Below are 18,737 nucleotides of genomic sequence, written 5' to 3' on the forward strand. Positions count from 1 at the left end.
TTGTTCTGAATCTGACGAAGTAGGACAATTGCCGGCTTCACGTCACCATCAGCGACCTTGAATGGCCTTCCTTGCACTCGGTATTAACCACAAGACTGCTTCAGTAGACGTCCGCGAGCGCGTGGCCTTTACGCCTGAGCAGCTGGTTGAGGCCCTGCAGCAGCTCTGCCGACTCACCGACAGCCGCGAAGCTGCGATCCTCTCCACCTGCAATCGCAGTGAGCTTTATATAGAACAGGATCACGTTTCGGCCGATTCAGTGCTGCGCTGGCTGGCCGAATATCACAACCTGAGCCTTGAAGAGCTGCGCGCCAGTGCTTATGTGCACGAAGACGATGCGGCCGTTCGTCACATGATGCGCGTCGCCTCGGGGCTCGACTCGCTGGTGCTGGGCGAGCCGCAGATTCTCGGCCAGATGAAATCGGCCTACGCCGTGGCCCGTGAGGCCGGCACCGTCGGCCCGCTGCTGGGGCGCTTGTTCCAGGCCACCTTCAATGCCGCCAAGCAGGTGCGCACCGACACCGCCATCGGCGAGAACCCGGTGTCCGTGGCGTTCGCCGCCGTCAGCCTGGCGAAACAGATTTTCAGTGATTTGCAACGCAGCCAGGCGCTGCTGATCGGCGCCGGCGAGACCATCACCCTGGTCGCTCGCCATCTCCACGACCTGGGTGTGAAGCGCATTGTCGTCGCCAACCGGACCCTGGAACGGGCCAGCACCCTGGCCGAACAGTTTGGTGCCCATGCCGTGCTGCTGTCGGACATTCCCGCCGAGCTGGTGCACAGTGATATCGTCATCAGTTCCACCGCCAGCCAGCTGCCGATCCTCGGCAAGGGCGCCGTGGAAAGTGCCCTGAAGCTGCGCAAGCACAAGCCGATTTTCATGGTGGACATCGCCGTTCCCAGGGACATCGAGCCGGAAGTCGGCGAGCTGGACGACGTTTACCTCTATAGCGTCGACGACCTGCACGAGGTGGTGGCCGAGAACCTCAAGAGCCGGCAGGGCGCAGCCCAGGCGGCGGAAGAGATGATCGGCGTCGGTGCCGAGGACTTCATGGTGCGCCTGCGCGAGCTGGCGGCGGTGGATGTGCTCAAGGCGTATCGTCAACAGAGCGAACGCCTGCGCGACGAGGAGCTGCAAAAGGCCCAGCGCCTTCTGGCCAACGGCGGCAGTGCCGAAGAGGTGCTGGTGCAACTGGCCCGCGGCCTGACCAACAAGTTGCTCCACGCCCCCAGTGTCCAGCTCAAGAAGCTGACTGCCGAAGGCCGCCTCGATGCGCTGGCCATGGCCCAGGAACTCTTTGCCCTCGGTGAGGGCTCACCGGATAGCTTTTCGGATAAAAAACCGCAATGAAAGCGTCGCTGCTCAACAAACTGGACATTCTCCAGGACCGTTTCGAAGAATTGACCGCCTTGCTGGGCGATGGCGAAGTCATTGCCGACCAGAACAAATTCCGCACCTATTCCAAGGAATATGCGGAAGTCGAGCCGATTGTCGCCACCTATAAACAGCTGCTTAAAGTGCAGGACGACCTCGAAGGCGCCCAGGCGCTGCTCAAGGACAGCGACCCGGACATGCGCGAAATGGCCGTGGAGGAAGTGCGCGAAGCCAAGGAGCAGTTGCTCGAACTGGAAAGCAACCTGCAACGCATGCTGCTGCCCAAGGACCCGAATGACGGGCGCAACGTGTTCCTCGAGATCCGTGCCGGCACCGGCGGCGACGAGGCGGCGATTTTTTCCGGCGACCTGTTCCGCATGTATTCGCGTTATGCCGAGCGTCGCGGTTGGCGCGTGGAGATCCTGTCGGAGAACGAAGGCGAGCACGGCGGCTATAAAGAAGTCATCGCCCGGGTCGAAGGCGACAATGTCTACGGCAAGCTGAAGTTCGAATCCGGCGCCCACCGTGTGCAGCGCGTACCGGCCACCGAATCCCAGGGGCGCATCCACACCTCGGCCTGCACCGTGGCGGTATTGCCCGAGCCGGACGAGCAGGAAGCCATCGAGATCAACCCGGCGGACCTGCGGGTCGACACGTACCGTTCCTCCGGCGCGGGCGGCCAGCACGTCAACAAGACCGACTCGGCGATCCGCATTACCCACTTGCCCTCGGGCATCGTGGTCGAGTGCCAGGAAGAACGTTCCCAGCACAAGAACCGTGCGCGGGCCATGGCCTGGTTGTCGGCCAAGCTCAACGACCAGCAGACCAGCGCCGCTGCCAATGCCATCGCCAGCGAACGCAAATTGCTGGTGGGTTCGGGCGATCGCTCCGAACGGATCCGCACCTACAACTTCGCCCAGGGCCGGGTCACCGACCATCGCGTCAACCTGACCCTGTATTCCCTGGACGAGATCCTGGCCGGTGGTGTCGATGCGGTCATCGAGCCGTTGCTGGCCGAATACCAGGCCGACCAGTTGGCGGCGATTGGCGAGTAAGCACAGGTGAATAAATGACCATCATCGCCAGTCTGTTACGCGCCGCCGAGCTGCCGGATTCGCCCACGCCACGGCTGGATGTCGAGTTGTTGCTGGCCGCTGCCCTGGGCAAGCCCCGCAGCTTCCTGCACACCTGGCCCGAGCGGATCGTGCCCAGCGAGGCGGCGTTGCTGTTCTCCGAATACCTGCGTCGCCGTCGCTCCGGCGAACCGGTGGCCTACATCCTTGGGCAGCAGGGTTTCTGGAAACTCGACCTGGAAGTCGCGCCCCATACGCTGATCCCGCGTCCCGACACCGAGCTGCTGGTGGAAACCGCACTGGCCTTGCTGCCCGCGACACCGGCCCGGGTCCTGGACCTGGGCACCGGCAGCGGCGCGATTGCCCTGGCATTGGCCAGTGAGCGTCCGGCCTGGAACGTCACGGCGGTCGACCGGGTGCTGGAGGCCGTGGCCCTGGCCGAGCGCAATCGCCAGCGGCTGGACCTGCGCAATGTCACGGTGTTGAGCAGCCACTGGTTCAGCGCCTTGGAAGGCGAGCGTTTCCAGTTGATCATCAGCAACCCACCGTACATCGCGGCCAGCGATCCGCATCTGGCCGAGGGCGACGTGCGTTTCGAGCCGGCCAGTGCCCTGGTGGCCGGGCCGGACGGGCTCGATGATCTGCGCCAGATCGTGGCCCAGGCGTCGGCGCACCTCGAACCGGGTGGCTGGCTGATGCTCGAGCATGGTTACGACCAGGCCGAGGCGGTGCGCGATTTGCTGAGCGCCCAAGGATTTGTCGAGGTCCACAGTCGCAAGGACTTGGGAGGGCATGAGCGCATCAGCCTGGGGTGCCTGCCGTGCTGAACGATCAGGAGCTGTTGCGCTACAGCCGGCAGATTCTGTTGCAGCACGTCGACATCGACGGCCAATTGCGTCTCAAGCAAAGCCGCGTGTTGATCATCGGCCTCGGCGGGCTCGGCGCTCCGGTGGCGTTGTACCTGGCCGCCGCTGGCGTGGGCGAGATGCACCTGGCGGATTTCGACAGCGTCGACCTGACCAACCTGCAACGCCAAGTCATTCACGACACCGACAGCGTCGGCCTGAGCAAGGTCGATTCGGCGATGCGGCGCCTGGGGGCGATCAACCCCGAGGTTCGGTTGGTGCCTCATCGGGTCGCCATGGACGAAGACAGCCTGGCCGCGGCGGTCGCGGCGGTGGATGTGGTGCTCGACTGCTCGGACAACTTCTCGACCCGCGAGGCGGTGAACGCGGCCTGTGTCGCGGCGGGTAAGCCGCTGGTCAGCGGTGCGGCGATTCGCCTGGAAGGGCAGTTGTCGGTGTTCGATCCGCGTCGCCCTGAAAGCCCTTGCTACCACTGCCTTTACGGTCATGGCAGCGAAGCCGAGCTGACCTGCAGCGAGGCGGGGGTGCTCGGGCCACTGGTGGGCCTGGTAGGCAGTTTGCAAGCCCTTGAAGCCTTGAAGTTGCTGGTCGGTTTCGGCGAGCCGCTGGTGGGACGGCTGCTGCTGATCGACGCCTTGGGCACGCGTTTCCGCGAATTGCGGGTCAAGCGCGACCCGGGCTGCAGTGTCTGTGGTGGCCCGCATGAATGACGCACCGGTGGGCGTACTGGACTCGGGCGTCGGCGGGCTGTCGGTGCTGGGTGAGATCCGTCAGTTGCTGCCCAATGAGTCGCTGCTGTACGTGGCTGACTGTGGGCACATCCCCTACGGCGAGAAGAGCCCGGAATACATCCGACAGCGCAGCACGATCATTGCCGACTTTCTCTTCAGTCAGGGCGCCAAGGCGTTAGTGGTCGCCTGCAACACCGCAACGGTGGCCGCGGTCGCCGATCTGCGGCGCGATTTTCCCCGCTGGCCGATTGTCGGCATGGAACCGGCAGTCAAACCGGCGGCCGCCGCAACCCGCAGCGGTATCGTCGGGGTGCTGGCGACCACCGGCACCTTGCAAAGCGCCAAATTCGCCGCCTTGCTCGACCGTTTCGCCACCGATGTGCGGGTCATCACCCAGCCGTGCCCGGGCCTGGTCGAGTTGATCGAAGCGGGGGACCTGCACAGCCAGGCCCTGCATCAACTGCTGCAACACTACGTCGAGCCGTTGCTGGCAGCCGGCTGCGATACGCTGATCCTGGGCTGCACCCACTATCCATTTCTCAAGCCTTTGCTCAAGGACATGATCCCAAGGGACATCAGCCTGATCGACACCGGCGCCGCTGTGGCCCGGCAACTTCAGCGCCTGTTGGCCGAACGTGGGTGGCTGGCGGAGGGCGAGCCCCATGAAACGCAATTCTGGACAAGTGCAGACCCGATACATTTCAGAAAAATCCTACCGCTTCTATGGCATTCGTCCGGCATTGTGCGAAGCTTTGGTCTGTAAAAAAAACGTGAAAAATGTGTAAAACGGGGTGAACTTCTGTTTTAGCGCAGATTTCTATAGTTTTGTCTTTGTAACAAAATTAACTAAGTCTGTTCGGAAAAGGATGTTTCTAATGAAGCGCTTATTCTGCTTTGCCGCGTTTGCGGCTGCGTTGTTGGGGCACACTTATACTGCGCAAGCAGCGGGTGTGGAATTTGGGGTGGGCCAGACCAGCGATTCGACCATGACCTATCGCCTGGGCATGCAGTTCGACTGGGACAAGAGTTGGTTGCAAAGTGACGTCGGTCGCCTGACTGGCTACTGGAGCGGCGCCTATACCTATTGGGAAGGTGACGAGACGTCCAGCAACCATAGCCTGTCGTTCTCGCCCGTGTTTGTGTATGAATTTTCCGGCCAGAACGTGAAGCCATACATCGAGGCGGGTGTCGGCGTTGCGCTGTTCGCCAATACCGAAGTGGAAAGCAACAAGTTGGGAACGGCCTTCCAGTTCGAGGATCGCATCGGGTTCGGCCTGCGCTTCAATGGCGGACATGAAGTGGGCATTCGCGCCACTCACTACTCCAACGCTGGTATCAAATCGACCAACGACGGTGTGGAAAGCTACGCGCTGCACTACACGATGCCGCTGTAACATTAAATACTGTGGGAGCGGGCTTGCTCGCGAAGGCGTAGTGTCAATCACTTCAGTGCTGGCTGATCCGACGCTTTCGCGAGCAAGCCCGCTCCCACAAAAAATCGGATCTATTTTCCTACCGATACGCCGTCGCAATGCCCTGACGCTCTTCCAGGCATTCCGGCGCGCCCATCTCGAACTCGCGGCAGATCAGCGGGCGCTTTTCGTAGATGGTGCACATCATGCTGTCGCGATCCAGGGCTGCGCACCAACCGTCGTCGAGCCGCAGCATCACTTCCCCGCCCCAGTCGTCCGTGTCGATATAACGCTCCGGGACCCCGGTGTCGGTGATCAGCATCACTTCCAACTGGCAGCAGCACGCCGCGCATGTCGAGCAGGTGACGGCCGGTGCCGGGATTTCATGGAGGGGGATGGTTTTCATGGCGCGCAGTGTAAGGCAATCGGCGGCTCAGGGTCGTCCCTTGATCGGATTGCCGTTTTTTGCCTGGCGTGAGTCGATGTCGGCCGATAGGGTTTCGGTGGATGAAGGCAAGGGCCACAGTGCGGTCAGGGACGCCATGGGAAGCGCGACTTCCCGGGGGCGTTCGACCAAGTGCTTCAGCACATGCCGCGCCGCTTCTTCTGGCGACCAGTGGGCCGGGAATGGGAAACAATCGTCGGGCCCCCGCGATGGATCGTCGTAGCCAGGATGCACCCAGGTCACATCAACGCCCGTAGACGCCAGCTCTGCCCGAGTCGATTCGAACAGATGGCGCATCGCGCTTCCACCCGCTTCGATTCTCGAGGGCGGCAGATAAGTCACCGGGCTGGCAATACCCACCAGATGAGGTTGGGTCCCGGCGCGCAACAAGGGCATGGCCACTTCGATGCAGAAACTGGCGGCCAGCAGGTTACTGCGCACGATATGCTCGATCAATGTGTGGTCAGTATGCTGTTCGTCAACGTACTCAGTCGTTCCAGCATTGAGGATCACCTGATCCAGGGCGCCCCATTGTTGGGTGATCTGTTCACCGATCTCGCGCACGGCCTGGCTGTCGGTCAAATTGCCGGGCACGCTCAGCACTTGTCCTGGATAACGTACCAAAAGGTTTTCGCACGAGCGGGGCGAGTGTGAACTGACGGCCAGGTATGCACCTGTCTCAAGTATCGCTTCGGCCAACGAAGCGCCGATTCCATTGCCGGCCCCGGTGAGCCAATAGCGCCGGGGCAGTCTTGAATCCATTCCGTACTCCTTTCGATTGCATAACGCTGATACACGACGTTCAGTAGAGTTCGTACGATGAGTACGACTATAAGTTATCGGGTAAAGATTGCATCCCGCGGCCCGGCAATTTCATGTCCGCTAATCGCCCACCCCTTCAACGGCTGCGTCCTGTCGCGTCGGCAGGTTTCTGAACGCTGCCAGTGCACGGGCCCTGGATTCGCGCAAATCGACGATCGGTGCCGGATAGTCCACTGCGCCAAACAAGCCGCCCTGGGTATTTGGGTTATGGACCTGTTGTCTGTTCAGGTCGTTCAGTTCAGGTAACCAGTACTTGATGAACAGGCCCTCGCGGTCAAATTTTTCCGACTGGCTCAAAGGGTTGAAGATGCGGAACCAAGGCGCCGAGTCGGTGCCGGTGGAGGCGCTCCACTGCCAGCCGCCATTATTGGCGGCGAGGTCGCCGTCGATCAGGTGCTGCATGAAAAAACGTTCGCCTTCACGCCAATCGATCAGCAGGTTCTTGGTCAGGAACATGGCGACCACCATCCGCAAGCGGTTGTGCATCCAGCCGGTTTCCAGCAATTGGCGCATGGCCGCATCGATAATCGGCAGGCCGGTGCGCGCCTGTTTCCAGGCCTCCAGTTCGCCGGGGGCCTTGCGCCACGCGAGCGCCTCGGTTTCCGGGCGGAACGCGCGGTGGCGCGACACACGTGGGTAGCCCACGAGAATGTGCTTGTAGAACTCGCGCCAGAGCAATTCATTAATCCAGGTCACGGCGCCGGCACTTCCACTCTCGAACTCACCCCGGTTGGCTTGCAAAGCCGCATGCAGGCACTGACGTGGCGACACCACCCCGGCTACCAGATAGGCCGAGAGCTGGCTGGTGCCGGGCCGGGCCGGGAAGTCCCGCTCGTGCTGGTAGTCGTCGAGGTGCTGGTCGACAAAACTGTCCAGGCGCCGTCGGGCTTCGGTTTCACCGGCGGGCCAGAGGGCACGCAGTGTTTCGCTGGGCGGGGCGAATCCATCGACATGCGTCGGCACCGGATCGCGGGCAATGCCGGTGCGGGCCTGCTGGCGCGGTGTGGCGACCAGGCTCGGCAGCGAAAAATGCAGACGGTTGTAGCAGACCTTGCGGAACTGACTGAACACCTGGAAATAATTGCCGGTCTTGGTCAGTACACTGCCAGGCCTGAACAGCAGTTGATCGAGGTGCTGGTGAAACTCGATGCCCTGATCATTCAACACTCGGGCGACTTCGGTGTCGCGCTGCGTTTCATTCAGGCCGTACTCTTCGTTGACATGCACGGCGCCAACGTCCAGTTCGCGACATAGCTTGAGCAGCACGTGTGGCGCCTGGTGCCAATGCGTTGCCTCACGAATCAAGAGCGGGATGTTCAATTCATCCAGGGCCACGCTCAATGCGCCGAGGTTGCGCAGCCAGAAATCGATCTTGCACGCTGCGTCGTCATGGGTACGCCATTGTCCGGGGCTGGTCAGGTACACCGCCACGCAGGGCCCTTGGGCTGCGGCCGCCGCGAGGGCGGTGTTGTCGTGCAGGCGCAAGTCGCTGCGCAGCCAGATCAGTTGCAGGTTGTTTTCCATCTAAAGGAGTTCTCTGCGGCTCAGTTCGCGGTGAGCCGATAGCGGGTCTTCGGCCCAGGACAGGTCAATCATCGAAACGCCTGTGGATAACCGGGTCTGGTGGATCGACGCGGCCGGGCCGGCAATGATGATCGGGCAATCGATGCCACCCAGCAGCCTGGGCAGTTGGGACAGGTTGATGGCGTGACTGGAATACAACAGGACGCCGCGAGCCTTGAGACGTTCGACCGCCAGGGCCAGCTCACCCGCCGGTAGCGGGCTGTCGAGCACCTCCACCGGGCAATCGGCGCTGCTGGCCAGCCAGGCTGTGAGCCACAGGTGCGGCTCCTGGGGCAAGTCCGAATGATTGACCAGCAACAGTGGCGCACCGCGCAACTGACGGTTGTTGTGGTAGATCCGGCTGCCAAACTTGCTGCGCAGCCACGAGTACAGGAAGACCCGTTCCAACTGCGCGCCGAACTGGCCTTGCCAGCGCAAGTGCAGCTCGGCCAGCAACGGCAAGAGCAATTGCTCGCAAACGGCCCAGGGCGGATACAGCGCCATCGCCTGGTTGACCAGGTCATCGATCTGACGCTCGGCCAGTTGCGTCACCGCCAGTGCCAAGGCGTTGCGCTGACGCTGCCAATCGTTCTCCGGTGGCGGCGTGGGGGCTGTCGGCAGCGGCGGTGTATCCAGCAACGGCTTGATCTTGCTCACCGCGACGCCACGATCGATCCAAGTGAGGATGCTCCGGATCCGTTGCACATGCTCGGCATTGAACAGGCGATGACCCTTGGGCGTGCGATGGGGCACGATCAGTCCGTAACGGCGCTCCCAGGCCCGCAACGTGACGGCGTTGATACCGGTCTGCCGGGCGACTTCGCGTATGGGCAGCCAGCCTTGCGCCAAGGCCTTGGCAAAGTCGGCCCCCAGGTCTTCGCGGGCACTGGAATCGGGGTTGTTATTCATTAAATGGCGTTTCGCAAACTGAGGTTTTCCGGGTGCGGCTGCAGGTAGACCTGCTGTGCCAGATAAGGATCGGGGTGCTGGCGCAGGTGATGCTTGAGCAGCGTCAGCGGCACCACCAAGGGCACGATGCCGAGGCGGTACTGCCCGATGAGATGCTGTACCTCCTGCTTGTCGTCGGCGTCGATGGCGCCCTTGAGGTAACCGCTCAGGTGTTGCAGCACATTGGTGTGGGTGCGGCGGGTGGCGCATTTCTTCAAGGCGGCCATCAATGCACTGAAATAGCGTGGACCCAGTTCATTGGGATCGGCCTTGCCCATGTCGCCCAGCAGTTTGCCCAGGGCCTTGTACTGCTCGGGGTTGTGAGCCATGAGCAGGTATTTGTAGCGCGAGTGGAATTCGATCAGGTCGCGCCGGGTCAGGCCCTGGCGGCGCAAGGGTTGCCAGGCGGCATAGGCAAACACCCGGGTCAGGAAGTTTTCTCGCAGTACCGGGTCGTTGAGGCGACCGTCTTCCTCCACCGGCAGATCGGGATGGCGTTCGCAAAAGGCCTGGGCATAGATACCGCGTCCGCCGCCTTCCTGGGGGACACCGTTGTGGTCATAGACCTTGACCCGCTCCAGTCCGCAGGACGGCGATTTCTGCATGAAGATGTAGCCGCAGAGGTCATCCAGTTCCCCGGCCATCTGCTGCCCATAGTCGGCCAATGGCCGGGTTGCGTTGAGGTCGCGATTCACCGTACCGAGCGCCTCGGGGTGCTCAGGATTGCCCACCAGGCGAATCGGCTCCCGGGGAATGCCCAGGCCGATGGCGACTTCGGGGCACACCGGCACGAAATCGAAGTAATCGATGAGGGTGCGGCTGCACAACGACGATTGCTTGTGCCCGCCGTTGAAGCGAACTTCGGCACCCATCAGGCAGGCGCTGATGGCGATTCTGGGTTTGGCGATGGCTGCGCTGGGCATGGGCGACCTCTGATGGGTTAATCTTGTACAAGTTTACATTTATGTACAATATTTTCATCATAGGTCCGAATGCACACAAGTCAACCGGATTCATCGAGGGGCTGGGCGACGTCAGTGGGTGCCGCGGGCAGGCTGCTGTCTCTTTCGACAGCAGCGAAGAGCGATGGGTGACTCGATCTATTGCAGGCTTGCGTGCAGGCGGCGTGCAGCCTCCTGGCCGCTGAGCCATGCGCCTTCGACCCGGCCGGACAGGCACCAGTCACCACACACGTACAGCCCCAGGTCGGCATCGGCCAGGGCGCCCCACTCATGGCTGCCGGCGGGTCGGGCATAGAGCCAACGATGGGCCACGCTGAAGCTCGGTGCGGGCATCGCGCTGTGGAGCAGTTCGGCGAACGCACCGTGCAGGTGTTCGATCACCGCTTCCTTGGACAGGTCGATATGCTGCCGGCTCCAGTCGCTGGTGGCGTGCAGGACCCAGGTGTCGAGCTTGCTGTCGCGTCCCGGTTTGCTGCGGTTGCGCGCCAGCCAGTCCAGAGGGCTGTCTTGTACGAAGCAGCCCTCCATGGGCGTATCCAGCGGGGCTTCGAAGGCCAGGGCCACAGCCCAGGTCGGGTCCATCTTCACGCCGGCGGCCACGGCGGCCAGCTTCGGTACGGCCGCCAGCAATGCGGTGGCCTGGGGCGCGGGCGTGGCGATCACCACGTGGCCGAAGGGGCCGTGGGTGAAACCTTCCGCGTCCTGCAGATGCCAATGCTCCTGGCCGCGGTACACCTCGGTGATCCGGCAGGAAAACTGCACCTGCAGTTTGTCGAGCAAGGCGCGGGTGATGGCGCTCATGCGCGGGGTGCCGACCCAGCGAGTCTGTTCGTCCGGCGATGGGCTCAGTTGCCCATTCTGGAAGTTGTAGAGCTGCGGGTTCCATTCCGCGGCCCAGCCGTTGGCTTGCCAGCGCTGGACCTCTGTGACAAAGCGGCGATCGCGGGCAGTGAAGTACTGCGCGCCCATGTCCAGTGCGCCAGCGTCGCTGCGTTTGCTTGACATGCGTCCGCCACTGCCGTGGCTTTTATCGAAGAGTTGAACGATATGCCCGGCCTCCGTCAGGGCCTGGGCGGCTGAAAGTCCGGCGATGCCGGTGCCGATGATCGCGATAGGTACAGTCATGAGGGCCTCGTTTACCTTTCTGTACAGACTACGCCGTCGTTTAAACCTGTACAATTCGGGTTTTTGGTATAAGTTTTACCGTTCGCGTTTGGACAGGTTGTCCTATTGTTAAACACAGACCCTGTCCGATACGAAAAATCCCTGCCTATAAAAATAGACTAATGGGCCGGGTAAAACGCGATTCGAGGAACATCTCATGCACATATTGCTGACCGGCGGTACTGGTTTGATCGGACGTCAGCTCTGCCGCCTCTGGTTGCAGCAGGGGCATCGCCTGACAGTATGGAGTCGCCGACCCGAAGAGGTGGCGAAAATCTGCGGGACACCGGTGCGGGGCGTGGCCAAGCTCGATGAAATCCACGAGCCGGTGGACGCGGTGGTCAACCTCGCCGGCGCCCCCATCGCCGACCGTCCCTGGAGTCATAAACGCAAGATGTTGTTGTGGAGCAGTCGTATCACGTTGACGGAAGTCTTGCTGGCGTGGCTGGAGCGTTGCGAGCAGAAACCGCGGGTGCTGATTTCCGGTTCTGCGGTGGGCTGGTACGGCGATGGTGGCGAGCGTGAATTGACCGAGGAGTCGGGACCGGTGAGCGAAGATTTCGCCAGCCAGTTGTGCATCGCCTGGGAAGAAACCGCGCAACGGGCCGAGGCCTTGGGCCTGCGCGTGGTGCTGGTGCGTACCGGTCTGGTCCTGTCCGCCGAGGGCGGCTTTTTGTCGCGGCTGCTGTTGCCGTTCAAACTGGCGCTGGGCGGGCGTATCGGCAATGGTCGGCAGTGGATGCCGTGGGTTCATATTGACGATCAAATCGCCCTGATTGATTTTCTTCTGCACCGCACCGATGCCAGCGGTCCTTATAATGCGTGCGCGCCGAACCCGGTGCGCAATCGCGATTTTGCCAAGGCCCTGGGGCGCGTATTGCATCGGCCGGCCGTGGTGCCGATGCCGGAGCTTGCGCTGAAGGTCACGCTGGGGGAATTGTCCTTGCTGTTGCTCGGCGGCCAGCGCGCCACGCCGGCCCGATTGCAGGCGGCGGGTTTCACATTCCGGTTCACTGATTTGCCTGCGGCCCTGGAAGACTTGTCCAGCCGCCTTTGAAATAGGACGTTGCATGACCGATCACGCGTTGCTTCTGGTGAATCTGGGTTCGCCTGCCTCCACCTCGGTGGCCGATGTGCGCCGCTACCTCAATCAATTCCTGATGGACCCGTATGTCATCGACCTGCCATGGCCGGTGCGGCGTTTGCTGGTGTCGCTGATCCTGATTAAGCGGCCCGAACAGTCGGCCCACGCCTACGCCTCGATCTGGTGGGAAGAGGGGTCGCCGTTGGTGGTGCTCAGTCGCCGGCTGCAACAGGCCATGATCGCGCAGTGGACCCAGGGCCCGGTGGAGCTGGCGATGCGTTATGGCGAGCCGTCCATTGAGTCGGCACTGGTGCGGCTGGCGAGTCAGGGTCACAAGAAGATCACGTTGGCGCCGTTGTATCCGCAGTTCGCCGACAGCACCGTGACCACGGTGATCGAGGAGGCCAAGCGGGTCGTGCGGGAAAAGAAACTCAATGTGCAGTTTTCGATCCTCCAGCCGTTCTACGATCAGCCCGAATACCTCGACGCCCTGGTGACCAGCGCCAAGCCGTACCTGATGCAGGAACACGATCATCTGTTGTTGAGTTTCCACGGCTTGCCGGAGCGGCACCTGACCAAGCTCGACCCGACGGGATTCCATTGCTTCAAGGATGCCGACTGCTGCAAGAACGCGCCGCCGGAGGTCATGGCGACCTGTTACCGCGCGCAATGCATCCGCACTGCCGAACTGTTTGCCCAACGCATGGGGCTGGCGGATGGCAAATGGTCGGTGTCGTTCCAGTCGCGCTTGGGGCGTGCCAAGTGGATCGAACCCTACACCGAGGCGCGCCTGGAGGAACTGGCCAAAAGCGGCGTGAAGAAAGTGCTGGTGATGTGCCCGGCGTTCGTGGCCGACTGCATTGAAACCCTGGAGGAAATCGGCGATCGCGGCCGTGAACAGTTCCGCGCGGCAGGGGGGGAGGAGTTGGTGCTGGTGCCTTGCCTCAATGATGAGCCGCAATGGGCACAGGCGTTGAGTACTCTCTGCGAACGGGCTCCGATAGCGTTGTGAGGTTCAAGGGCCTCATCGCGAGCAAGCTCGCTCCCACATGGAATCTGCGGTGTACACAAATGTTGTGACCACTCAAGATCCACTGTGGGAGCGAGCTTGCTCGCGATGGCTATCAGGCTGACAACAAAGCCTTCAAGCTTGAGTCAGATCAGCGGCTCATCCGCCTTCTTCTGCTTCCAGCCGTCATTGCCCGGCAGCAGCAGGTTCAGCGCGATCGCCACCACCGCGCACAACGCGATGCCTTTGAGGCCGAAGTCGTCCGGGCCGGTGCCGGTGCCCACCAGCACGCCGCCGATCCCGAACACCAGCGTCACCGAAACGATCACCAGGTTGCGCGCCTCGCCCAGGTCGATCTTGTGGCGGATCAGCGTATTCATGCCTACCGCCGCAATCGAACCGAACAACAGGCACAGGATCCCGCCCATCACCGGCACCGGGATGCTTTGCAGCAGCGCGCCGAACTTGCCGATGAACGCCAGGCTGATGGCAAAGATCGCCGCCCAGGTCATGATCTTCGGGTTGTAGTTCTTGGTCAGCATCACCGCGCCGGTCACTTCGGCGTAGGTGGTGTTGGGCGGGCCACCGAACAGGCCGGCGGCGGTGGTGGCAATGCCGTCACCGAGCAGGGTGCGGTGCAGGCCGGGTTTCTTCAGGTAGTCGCGACCGGTCACGCTGCCCACGGCAATCACGCCGCCGATGTGCTCGATGGCCGGCGCCAGGGCGACCGGCACGATGAACAGGATCGCTTGCCAATTGAACTCCGGCGCGGTGAAGGCTGGCAGGGCGAACCAGGGGGCGGCGGCGATTTTCGCGGTGTCCACGACCCCGAAGAAAAACGCCATGGCAAAGCCCACCAGCACACCGGAAATGATCGGCACCAGGCGGAAAATGCCCTTGCCGAACACCGCCACGATCAGGGTGGTGAGCAGGGCCGGCATCGAGATCATCATCGCGGTCTGATAATGAATCAGCTCGGTGCCGTCACCGGCCTTGCCCATTGCCATGTTGGCGGCAATCGGCGCCATGGCCAGGCCGATGGAAATGATCACCGGACCGATGACCACTGGCGGCAGCAGCCGGTCGATGAACCCGGTGCCCTTGATCTTCACCGCCAGGCCCAGGAAGGTGTAGACGAAACCCGCCGCCATCACCCCACCCATGGTCGCGGCCAGGCCGAACTGGCCCTTGGCGAGGATGATCGGGGTGATGAAGGCAAAGCTCGAGGCCAGGAACACTGGTACCTGGCGCCCGGTGACGACTTGGAACAGGATCGTTCCCAGGCCGGCGGTGAACAGCGCCACGTTAGGGTCCAGCCCGGTGATCAGCGGCATCAATACCAGCGCGCCGAAGGCGACGAACAGCATCTGCGCGCCGGACAGGATCTGGCGCCAGAGCGGATCGTTGAACTCATCCCGCATGCTCAAGCGTCCTTCTGCTTGGTGCCGAAGATCTTGTCGCCGGCATCGCCCAGGCCCGGGATGATGTAGCCATGCTCGTTGAGTTTCTGGTCGATGGACGCGGTGTAGATGGTTACGTCCGGGTGGGCGTCCTGCACGGCCTTGATGCCTTCGGGAGCGGCGACCAGCACCATGGCGCGGATGTCCCGGCAACCGGCCTTTTTCAACAGGTCGATGGTGGCGACCATGGAACTGCCGGTGGCGAGCATCGGGTCGATGATCATCGCCAGGCGCTCGTCGATTTCCGGCACCAGTTTTTCCAGGTAGGTGTGGGCTTGCAGGGTCTGCTCGTTGCGAGCCACGCCCACGGCGCTGACCTTGGCCCCCGGGATCAGGCTCAGTACGCCTTCGAGCATGCCGATGCCGGCGCGCAGGATCGGCACCACGGTGATCTTCTTGCCGGCGATTTTCTCGACCTGGACCGTACCGGCCCAGCCGTCGATTTCGTAGGACTCCAGCGGCAGGTCCTTGGTGGCTTCATAGGTGAGCAGGGCTCCGACTTCCTGGGCCAGTTCACGGAAGTTCTTCGTGCTGATATCGGCACGGCGCATCAGGCCGAGTTTGTGTCTGATCAGCGGATGGCGGATCTCGAGGATGGGCATGGGGAAGGCTCCGGCGGCGGGCAAAAAAACCGGTCTAGATTAATCTATCCGAGGGTGTTGTCCTATAGACAATACAGAACGTTAGTCCACAAACGCTTGATCTGGCCGGGCGGGATGCGTACCTTTGCCGGCTTTTCCGAACCCTGCCCCCCTGGAGAGCGCCATGTCCGCTGATCTCGAGCATATCCGTCAAATCATGCGAGAGGCTGACTGCCTGTACACCGAAGCCGAAGTCGAAGCGGCCATCGCCCGTGTCGGTGCGCAAATCAACGAGCAACTGGCCGATGCCAATCCGGTGGTGTTCTGCGTCATGAACGGCGGGCTGATTTTCTCCGGCAAGCTGCTGACCTATCTGAACTTCCCCCTGGAAGCGTCCTACCTGCACGCGACGCGTTATCGCAACGAAACCAGCGGTGGCGACCTGTTCTGGAAAGCCAAGCCGGAAGTCTCGTTCATCGACCGCGACGTGCTGATCATCGACGACATCCTTGACGAAGGTCACACCCTGGGCGCGATCATCGACTTCTGCAAACACGCCGGCGCCCGTGCCGTGCACACCGCCGTGCTGATTGACAAGGACCACGACCGCAAGGCGCGGCCGGACTTGAAAGCCGATTTCGTCGGCCTGCCGTGTATCGACCGCTACATCTTCGGCTACGGCATGGACTACAAAGGTTACTGGCGCAACGCCAATGGCATTTTCGCCGTCAAGGGGATGTAACCGATGACACGGCCAAGTTTCCTGGAACAAGCGTTGTTCGATGAACTGGCCGAGAAAGCCGCGGCCAGTCCTCGCGGACGCCAGCACCATAACTTCCATGAGATGGATGAACCGTGCCACCGCATGGCGGTTGGCTTGCAGCCTTGCACCTACATCCCGCCGCACCGCCACCTGAGCGCCGATAAGGCGGAAACCTTGCTGGTGCTCAAGGGACGGCTGGGGGTGTTGATTTTCGACGAGGCCGGGGCGGTGGTGGACAAGCGCATCCTGCAGGCTGGTGGCGATTGCCTCGGCGTCGACCTGCCCTCTGGCGTGTATCACGGGTTGGTGGTGCTGGAAGCCGACAGCCTGATGTTCGAGTGCAAGGCCGGCCCTTACCGGCCCGTGGGCGAGGGCGAGCTGGCCCACTGGGCGCCCCGCGAAGGCGAGCCGGGCGTGGCCGAGTACCAGGCCTGGATGCGCGCTCAGTTCGACTGAGCACCGAATCAGGCACAGGCACGGAGCTTTTGTGGCGAGGGGATTTATCCCCGCTGGGTTGCGAGGCAGCCCTGAAATCAGGCGACTCGGTATGCCGGGTTGAGCGAGTCGATCGGTTTGGGGTCGCTTCGCAACCCAGCGTGGATAAATCCCCTCGCCACATGAATCTGCTGTGCACCAGCGATCTCACTATGAATCAAGCAAGTCTTGGATGAGCGGTGTTGCCGCCGGCCAACCACTGCTCACTCTTGACCCGCGCCTGCTCCAGGGTCTGCACATACGCCAATTGCCGCTGTTCGCGATGAATCCCGGCGCGGCGCAGTTTCAGGCGCACCCTGGGCGCGGTCGCCACCAGGATCAGTCCGATGCCGTGCTTGCGGTAATCCTTCAGGATATTTTCAAACGCAGCCAGCGCGGTCATGTCCAGCATGGGCACGGCACTCATTTCCACGACTACCACCCGAACGCCCGGGTCGAACCGGCGCAGCACATCCAGGGCTTTTTCCGCCGCGCCAAAGAACAACGGTCCGCGAATGGCGTAGCAGCGAACGTGCTCGGGCATGTCCAGCAGGGCCTGGTGAAAATGGCGCGGCAACTCGGCGCTGTCGGTCAGTTCGCTCATGCGCTTGATGAACAGCCCGGCGGCCAGCAGCAGGCCGACGGCGACAGCCAGGACCATGTCGAACAGCACCGTCAGGCCCAGGCAGGTCAGCAGCACCAGCACGTCGCTGCGCGGGGCGATGCGCAGGGTGTGCAGCACATGCCCGGCTTCGCTCATGTTCCAGGCGACCATCACCAGCAGCGCGGCCAGTGCGGCCATGGGCAAGTAACTGAACAGCGGCGCCAGTAGCACAATCGCCACCAGCACCACGAGACTATGGATGATCGCGGCCAGCGGTGAAAAGGCGCCACTGCGCACATTGGTGGCGCTGCGGGCAATGGCGGCGGTGGCGGTGATGCCACCGAACAGCGGCGCCACCAGGTTGCCCAGGCCCTGGCCCATCAGCTCGGCATTGGGATCGTGCTTGCTGCCGGTCATACCGTCCGCCACCACGGCGCACAACAGCGATTCGATGGCACCGAGCATGGCAATGGCAAAGGCGGGCGCCAGCAATTGGCGGATCAGGTCATAGGACAGGATCAACGGATGTCCCTGGCTGTCCGGCAGGTTCCAGGGCCAGTCGAAGCTGGGTAGAAAGGGCGGGATGCCCGGGTGAGCGATGCCATCGACGACGTAGCTGAAACGTTCGCCCAGCGTCGCGATCGGCCATCCGCCGCGCTCCATCGCCAGTCCCAGCAACGTGCCCACCAGCAGCGCCACCAGATGCCCGGGCACCCGTGGCACCCAGCGTGGCCAGACGATCAGCACCGCCAGGCACGCGGCCCCGATGACCCCATCAGCCAGACGGGCGCCGGGCAGCGCCACGATCAATTCGCCCAGTTGTTCGATGTAGTGTTTGGCTTGGCCGGCAGTGGTCAGTCCCAGCAGATCCTTCAGTTGCAACGTGGCGATGACCACGCCGATGCCCGCGGTGAAGCCGAGGATGACCGGATAGGGAATGTACTGGATCAAGCGGCCGGCGCGTATCAGGCCTAAGGCGATCAAGATCAGGCCGGCGAGCATGGTGCACAGCAGCAGGCCGCCCAGGCCGTATTGTTGGGTGATGGGCAGCAGGATCACCACGAACGCCGCTGTCGGCCCGCTCACGTTGAAGCGCGAGCCGCCGGTGAGGGCTATCAGCGGCGCCGCCACCAACACCGTGTACAGGCCGTGCTGCGGCGGCACGCCGACGGCAATCGCCAGGGCCATGGCCAGGGGGATGGCAATGATGCCGACGGTCAGCCCGGCCACCAGATCGCCGCGCAGGCGTTCCAGGGTGTAACCGGCACGCCAGGCCTGGCGCCAGGCGGCGAACAACGGTGGGGCGGAGAAAGACATGAATACTCCTCGCAAGGGGGACACTGGCCTTGTACAGATCGTTGTACAGATCGTTCCCACGCTCCGCGTGGGAATGCCGCCCGG

The 18,737-nt window shown here is 62.5% G+C and carries 19 protein-coding genes; 10 read left to right on the plus strand and 9 right to left on the minus strand.

Annotated features, from left to right (window positions below):
* Positions 1 to 61 precede the first annotated feature (61 nt).
* From hemA to BM317_RS19440, 6 genes are all read left to right on the plus strand, one after another.
* A complete protein-coding gene (gene hemA, locus BM317_RS19415) occupies positions 62 to 1,351 on the plus strand; it encodes a glutamyl-tRNA reductase (protein WP_092172160.1) in 1,290 nt (429 codons plus the stop codon).
* Entirely contained in the window at positions 1,348 to 2,430 is a 1,083-nt protein-coding gene (prfA, locus tag BM317_RS19420; RefSeq protein WP_072409343.1) for a peptide chain release factor 1, read from the plus strand. The genes hemA and prfA overlap by 4 nt, the downstream gene beginning before the upstream one ends.
* Positions 2,431 to 2,444: 14 nt before the next feature.
* Positions 2,445 to 3,275 (plus strand): peptide chain release factor N(5)-glutamine methyltransferase, encoded by an 831-nt coding sequence (prmC, locus tag BM317_RS19425; protein WP_092172154.1) that lies wholly within the window; start codon positions 2,445 to 2,447, stop codon positions 3,273 to 3,275.
* A complete protein-coding gene (locus tag BM317_RS19430) occupies positions 3,269 to 4,024 on the plus strand; it encodes a molybdopterin-synthase adenylyltransferase MoeB (protein ID WP_092172287.1) in 756 nt (251 codons plus the stop codon). The genes prmC and BM317_RS19430 overlap by 7 nt, the downstream gene beginning before the upstream one ends.
* On the plus strand, positions 4,017 to 4,808 hold the full coding sequence (gene murI / locus BM317_RS19435; RefSeq protein WP_092172151.1) for a glutamate racemase: 792 nt from the start codon (positions 4,017 to 4,019) through the stop codon (positions 4,806 to 4,808). Before BM317_RS19430 ends, murI begins: the two co-directional genes overlap by 8 nt.
* 112 nt (positions 4,809 to 4,920) lie before the next feature.
* The gene (locus tag BM317_RS19440) at positions 4,921 to 5,439 is read left to right on the plus strand and encodes an acyloxyacyl hydrolase (protein ID WP_060740656.1); all 519 of its coding nucleotides are present in this window, start codon (positions 4,921 to 4,923) and stop codon (positions 5,437 to 5,439) included.
* Positions 5,440 to 5,557: 118 nt separating this feature from the next.
* Here the strand turns inward: BM317_RS19440 and BM317_RS19445 are convergent, their stop codons facing one another.
* From BM317_RS19445 to BM317_RS19470, 6 genes are all read right to left on the minus strand, one after another.
* A complete protein-coding gene (locus BM317_RS19445; RefSeq protein ID WP_092172148.1) occupies positions 5,558 to 5,863 on the minus strand; it encodes a YkgJ family cysteine cluster protein in 306 nt (101 codons plus the stop codon).
* Between the two features lie 27 nt (positions 5,864 to 5,890).
* On the minus strand, positions 5,891 to 6,664 hold the full coding sequence (locus BM317_RS19450) for an SDR family NAD(P)-dependent oxidoreductase (protein WP_092172145.1): 774 nt from the start codon (positions 6,662 to 6,664) through the stop codon (positions 5,891 to 5,893).
* Positions 6,665 to 6,784: 120 nt separating this feature from the next.
* Positions 6,785 to 8,236 (minus strand): deoxyribodipyrimidine photo-lyase, encoded by a 1,452-nt coding sequence (gene phrB, locus BM317_RS19455; protein WP_092475796.1) that lies wholly within the window; start codon positions 8,234 to 8,236, stop codon positions 6,785 to 6,787.
* Positions 8,237 to 8,248: 12 nt separating this feature from the next.
* Positions 8,249 to 9,196, minus strand: a complete 948-nt coding sequence (locus tag BM317_RS19460; RefSeq protein WP_092475754.1) for a MerR family transcriptional regulator — start codon at positions 9,194 to 9,196, stop codon at positions 8,249 to 8,251.
* Positions 9,196 to 10,158: a YbgA family protein gene (locus tag BM317_RS19465; RefSeq protein ID WP_092172139.1), complete on the minus strand. Its 963-nt coding sequence runs from the start codon at positions 10,156 to 10,158 to the stop codon at positions 9,196 to 9,198. The genes BM317_RS19460 and BM317_RS19465 overlap by 1 nt, the downstream gene beginning before the upstream one ends.
* 177 nt (positions 10,159 to 10,335) lie before the next feature.
* On the minus strand, positions 10,336 to 11,322 hold the full coding sequence (locus tag BM317_RS19470) for an NAD(P)/FAD-dependent oxidoreductase (RefSeq protein ID WP_060740661.1): 987 nt from the start codon (positions 11,320 to 11,322) through the stop codon (positions 10,336 to 10,338).
* A 196-nt stretch (positions 11,323 to 11,518) separates the two neighbouring features.
* Between BM317_RS19470 and BM317_RS19475 the strand changes: the two genes are divergently transcribed.
* Both BM317_RS19475 and hemH read left to right on the plus strand, forming a co-directional pair.
* Positions 11,519 to 12,418 (plus strand): TIGR01777 family oxidoreductase, encoded by a 900-nt coding sequence (locus BM317_RS19475; RefSeq protein WP_092172136.1) that lies wholly within the window; start codon positions 11,519 to 11,521, stop codon positions 12,416 to 12,418.
* A 13-nt stretch (positions 12,419 to 12,431) separates the two neighbouring features.
* Positions 12,432 to 13,457 (plus strand): ferrochelatase, encoded by a 1,026-nt coding sequence (gene hemH / locus BM317_RS19480; RefSeq protein WP_092172133.1) that lies wholly within the window; start codon positions 12,432 to 12,434, stop codon positions 13,455 to 13,457.
* 143 nt (positions 13,458 to 13,600) lie between these two features.
* Here the strand turns inward: hemH and BM317_RS19485 are convergent, their stop codons facing one another.
* Positions 13,601 to 14,875, minus strand: a complete 1,275-nt coding sequence (locus BM317_RS19485; protein WP_092475758.1) for a uracil-xanthine permease family protein — start codon at positions 14,873 to 14,875, stop codon at positions 13,601 to 13,603.
* A 2-nt stretch (positions 14,876 to 14,877) separates the two neighbouring features.
* Complete coding sequence (gene upp, locus BM317_RS19490; protein WP_003185330.1) at positions 14,878 to 15,516, minus strand: uracil phosphoribosyltransferase; 639 nt, start codon at positions 15,514 to 15,516, stop codon at positions 14,878 to 14,880.
* 163 nt (positions 15,517 to 15,679) lie between these two features.
* Here upp and BM317_RS19495 point away from each other — a divergent pair, with 163 nt between their 5' ends.
* Positions 15,680 to 16,237: a hypoxanthine-guanine phosphoribosyltransferase gene (locus BM317_RS19495; RefSeq protein ID WP_053125250.1), complete on the plus strand. Its 558-nt coding sequence runs from the start codon at positions 15,680 to 15,682 to the stop codon at positions 16,235 to 16,237.
* 3 nt (positions 16,238 to 16,240) lie between these two features.
* A complete protein-coding gene (locus tag BM317_RS19500) occupies positions 16,241 to 16,714 on the plus strand; it encodes a WbuC family cupin fold metalloprotein (RefSeq protein WP_092172127.1) in 474 nt (157 codons plus the stop codon).
* A gap of 196 nt (positions 16,715 to 16,910) precedes the next feature.
* Here BM317_RS19500 and dauA read toward each other — a convergent pair whose 3' ends face one another.
* On the minus strand, positions 16,911 to 18,653 hold the full coding sequence (gene dauA / locus BM317_RS19505) for a C4-dicarboxylic acid transporter DauA (RefSeq protein ID WP_092172124.1): 1,743 nt from the start codon (positions 18,651 to 18,653) through the stop codon (positions 16,911 to 16,913).
* Between the last annotated feature and the right edge of the window lie 84 nt (positions 18,654 to 18,737).

Origin of the sequence: Pseudomonas sp. NFACC24-1, assembly GCF_900115235.1 — a bacterium.
GTDB classification, from domain to species: domain Bacteria; phylum Pseudomonadota; class Gammaproteobacteria; order Pseudomonadales; family Pseudomonadaceae; genus Aquipseudomonas; species Aquipseudomonas fluorescens_AA.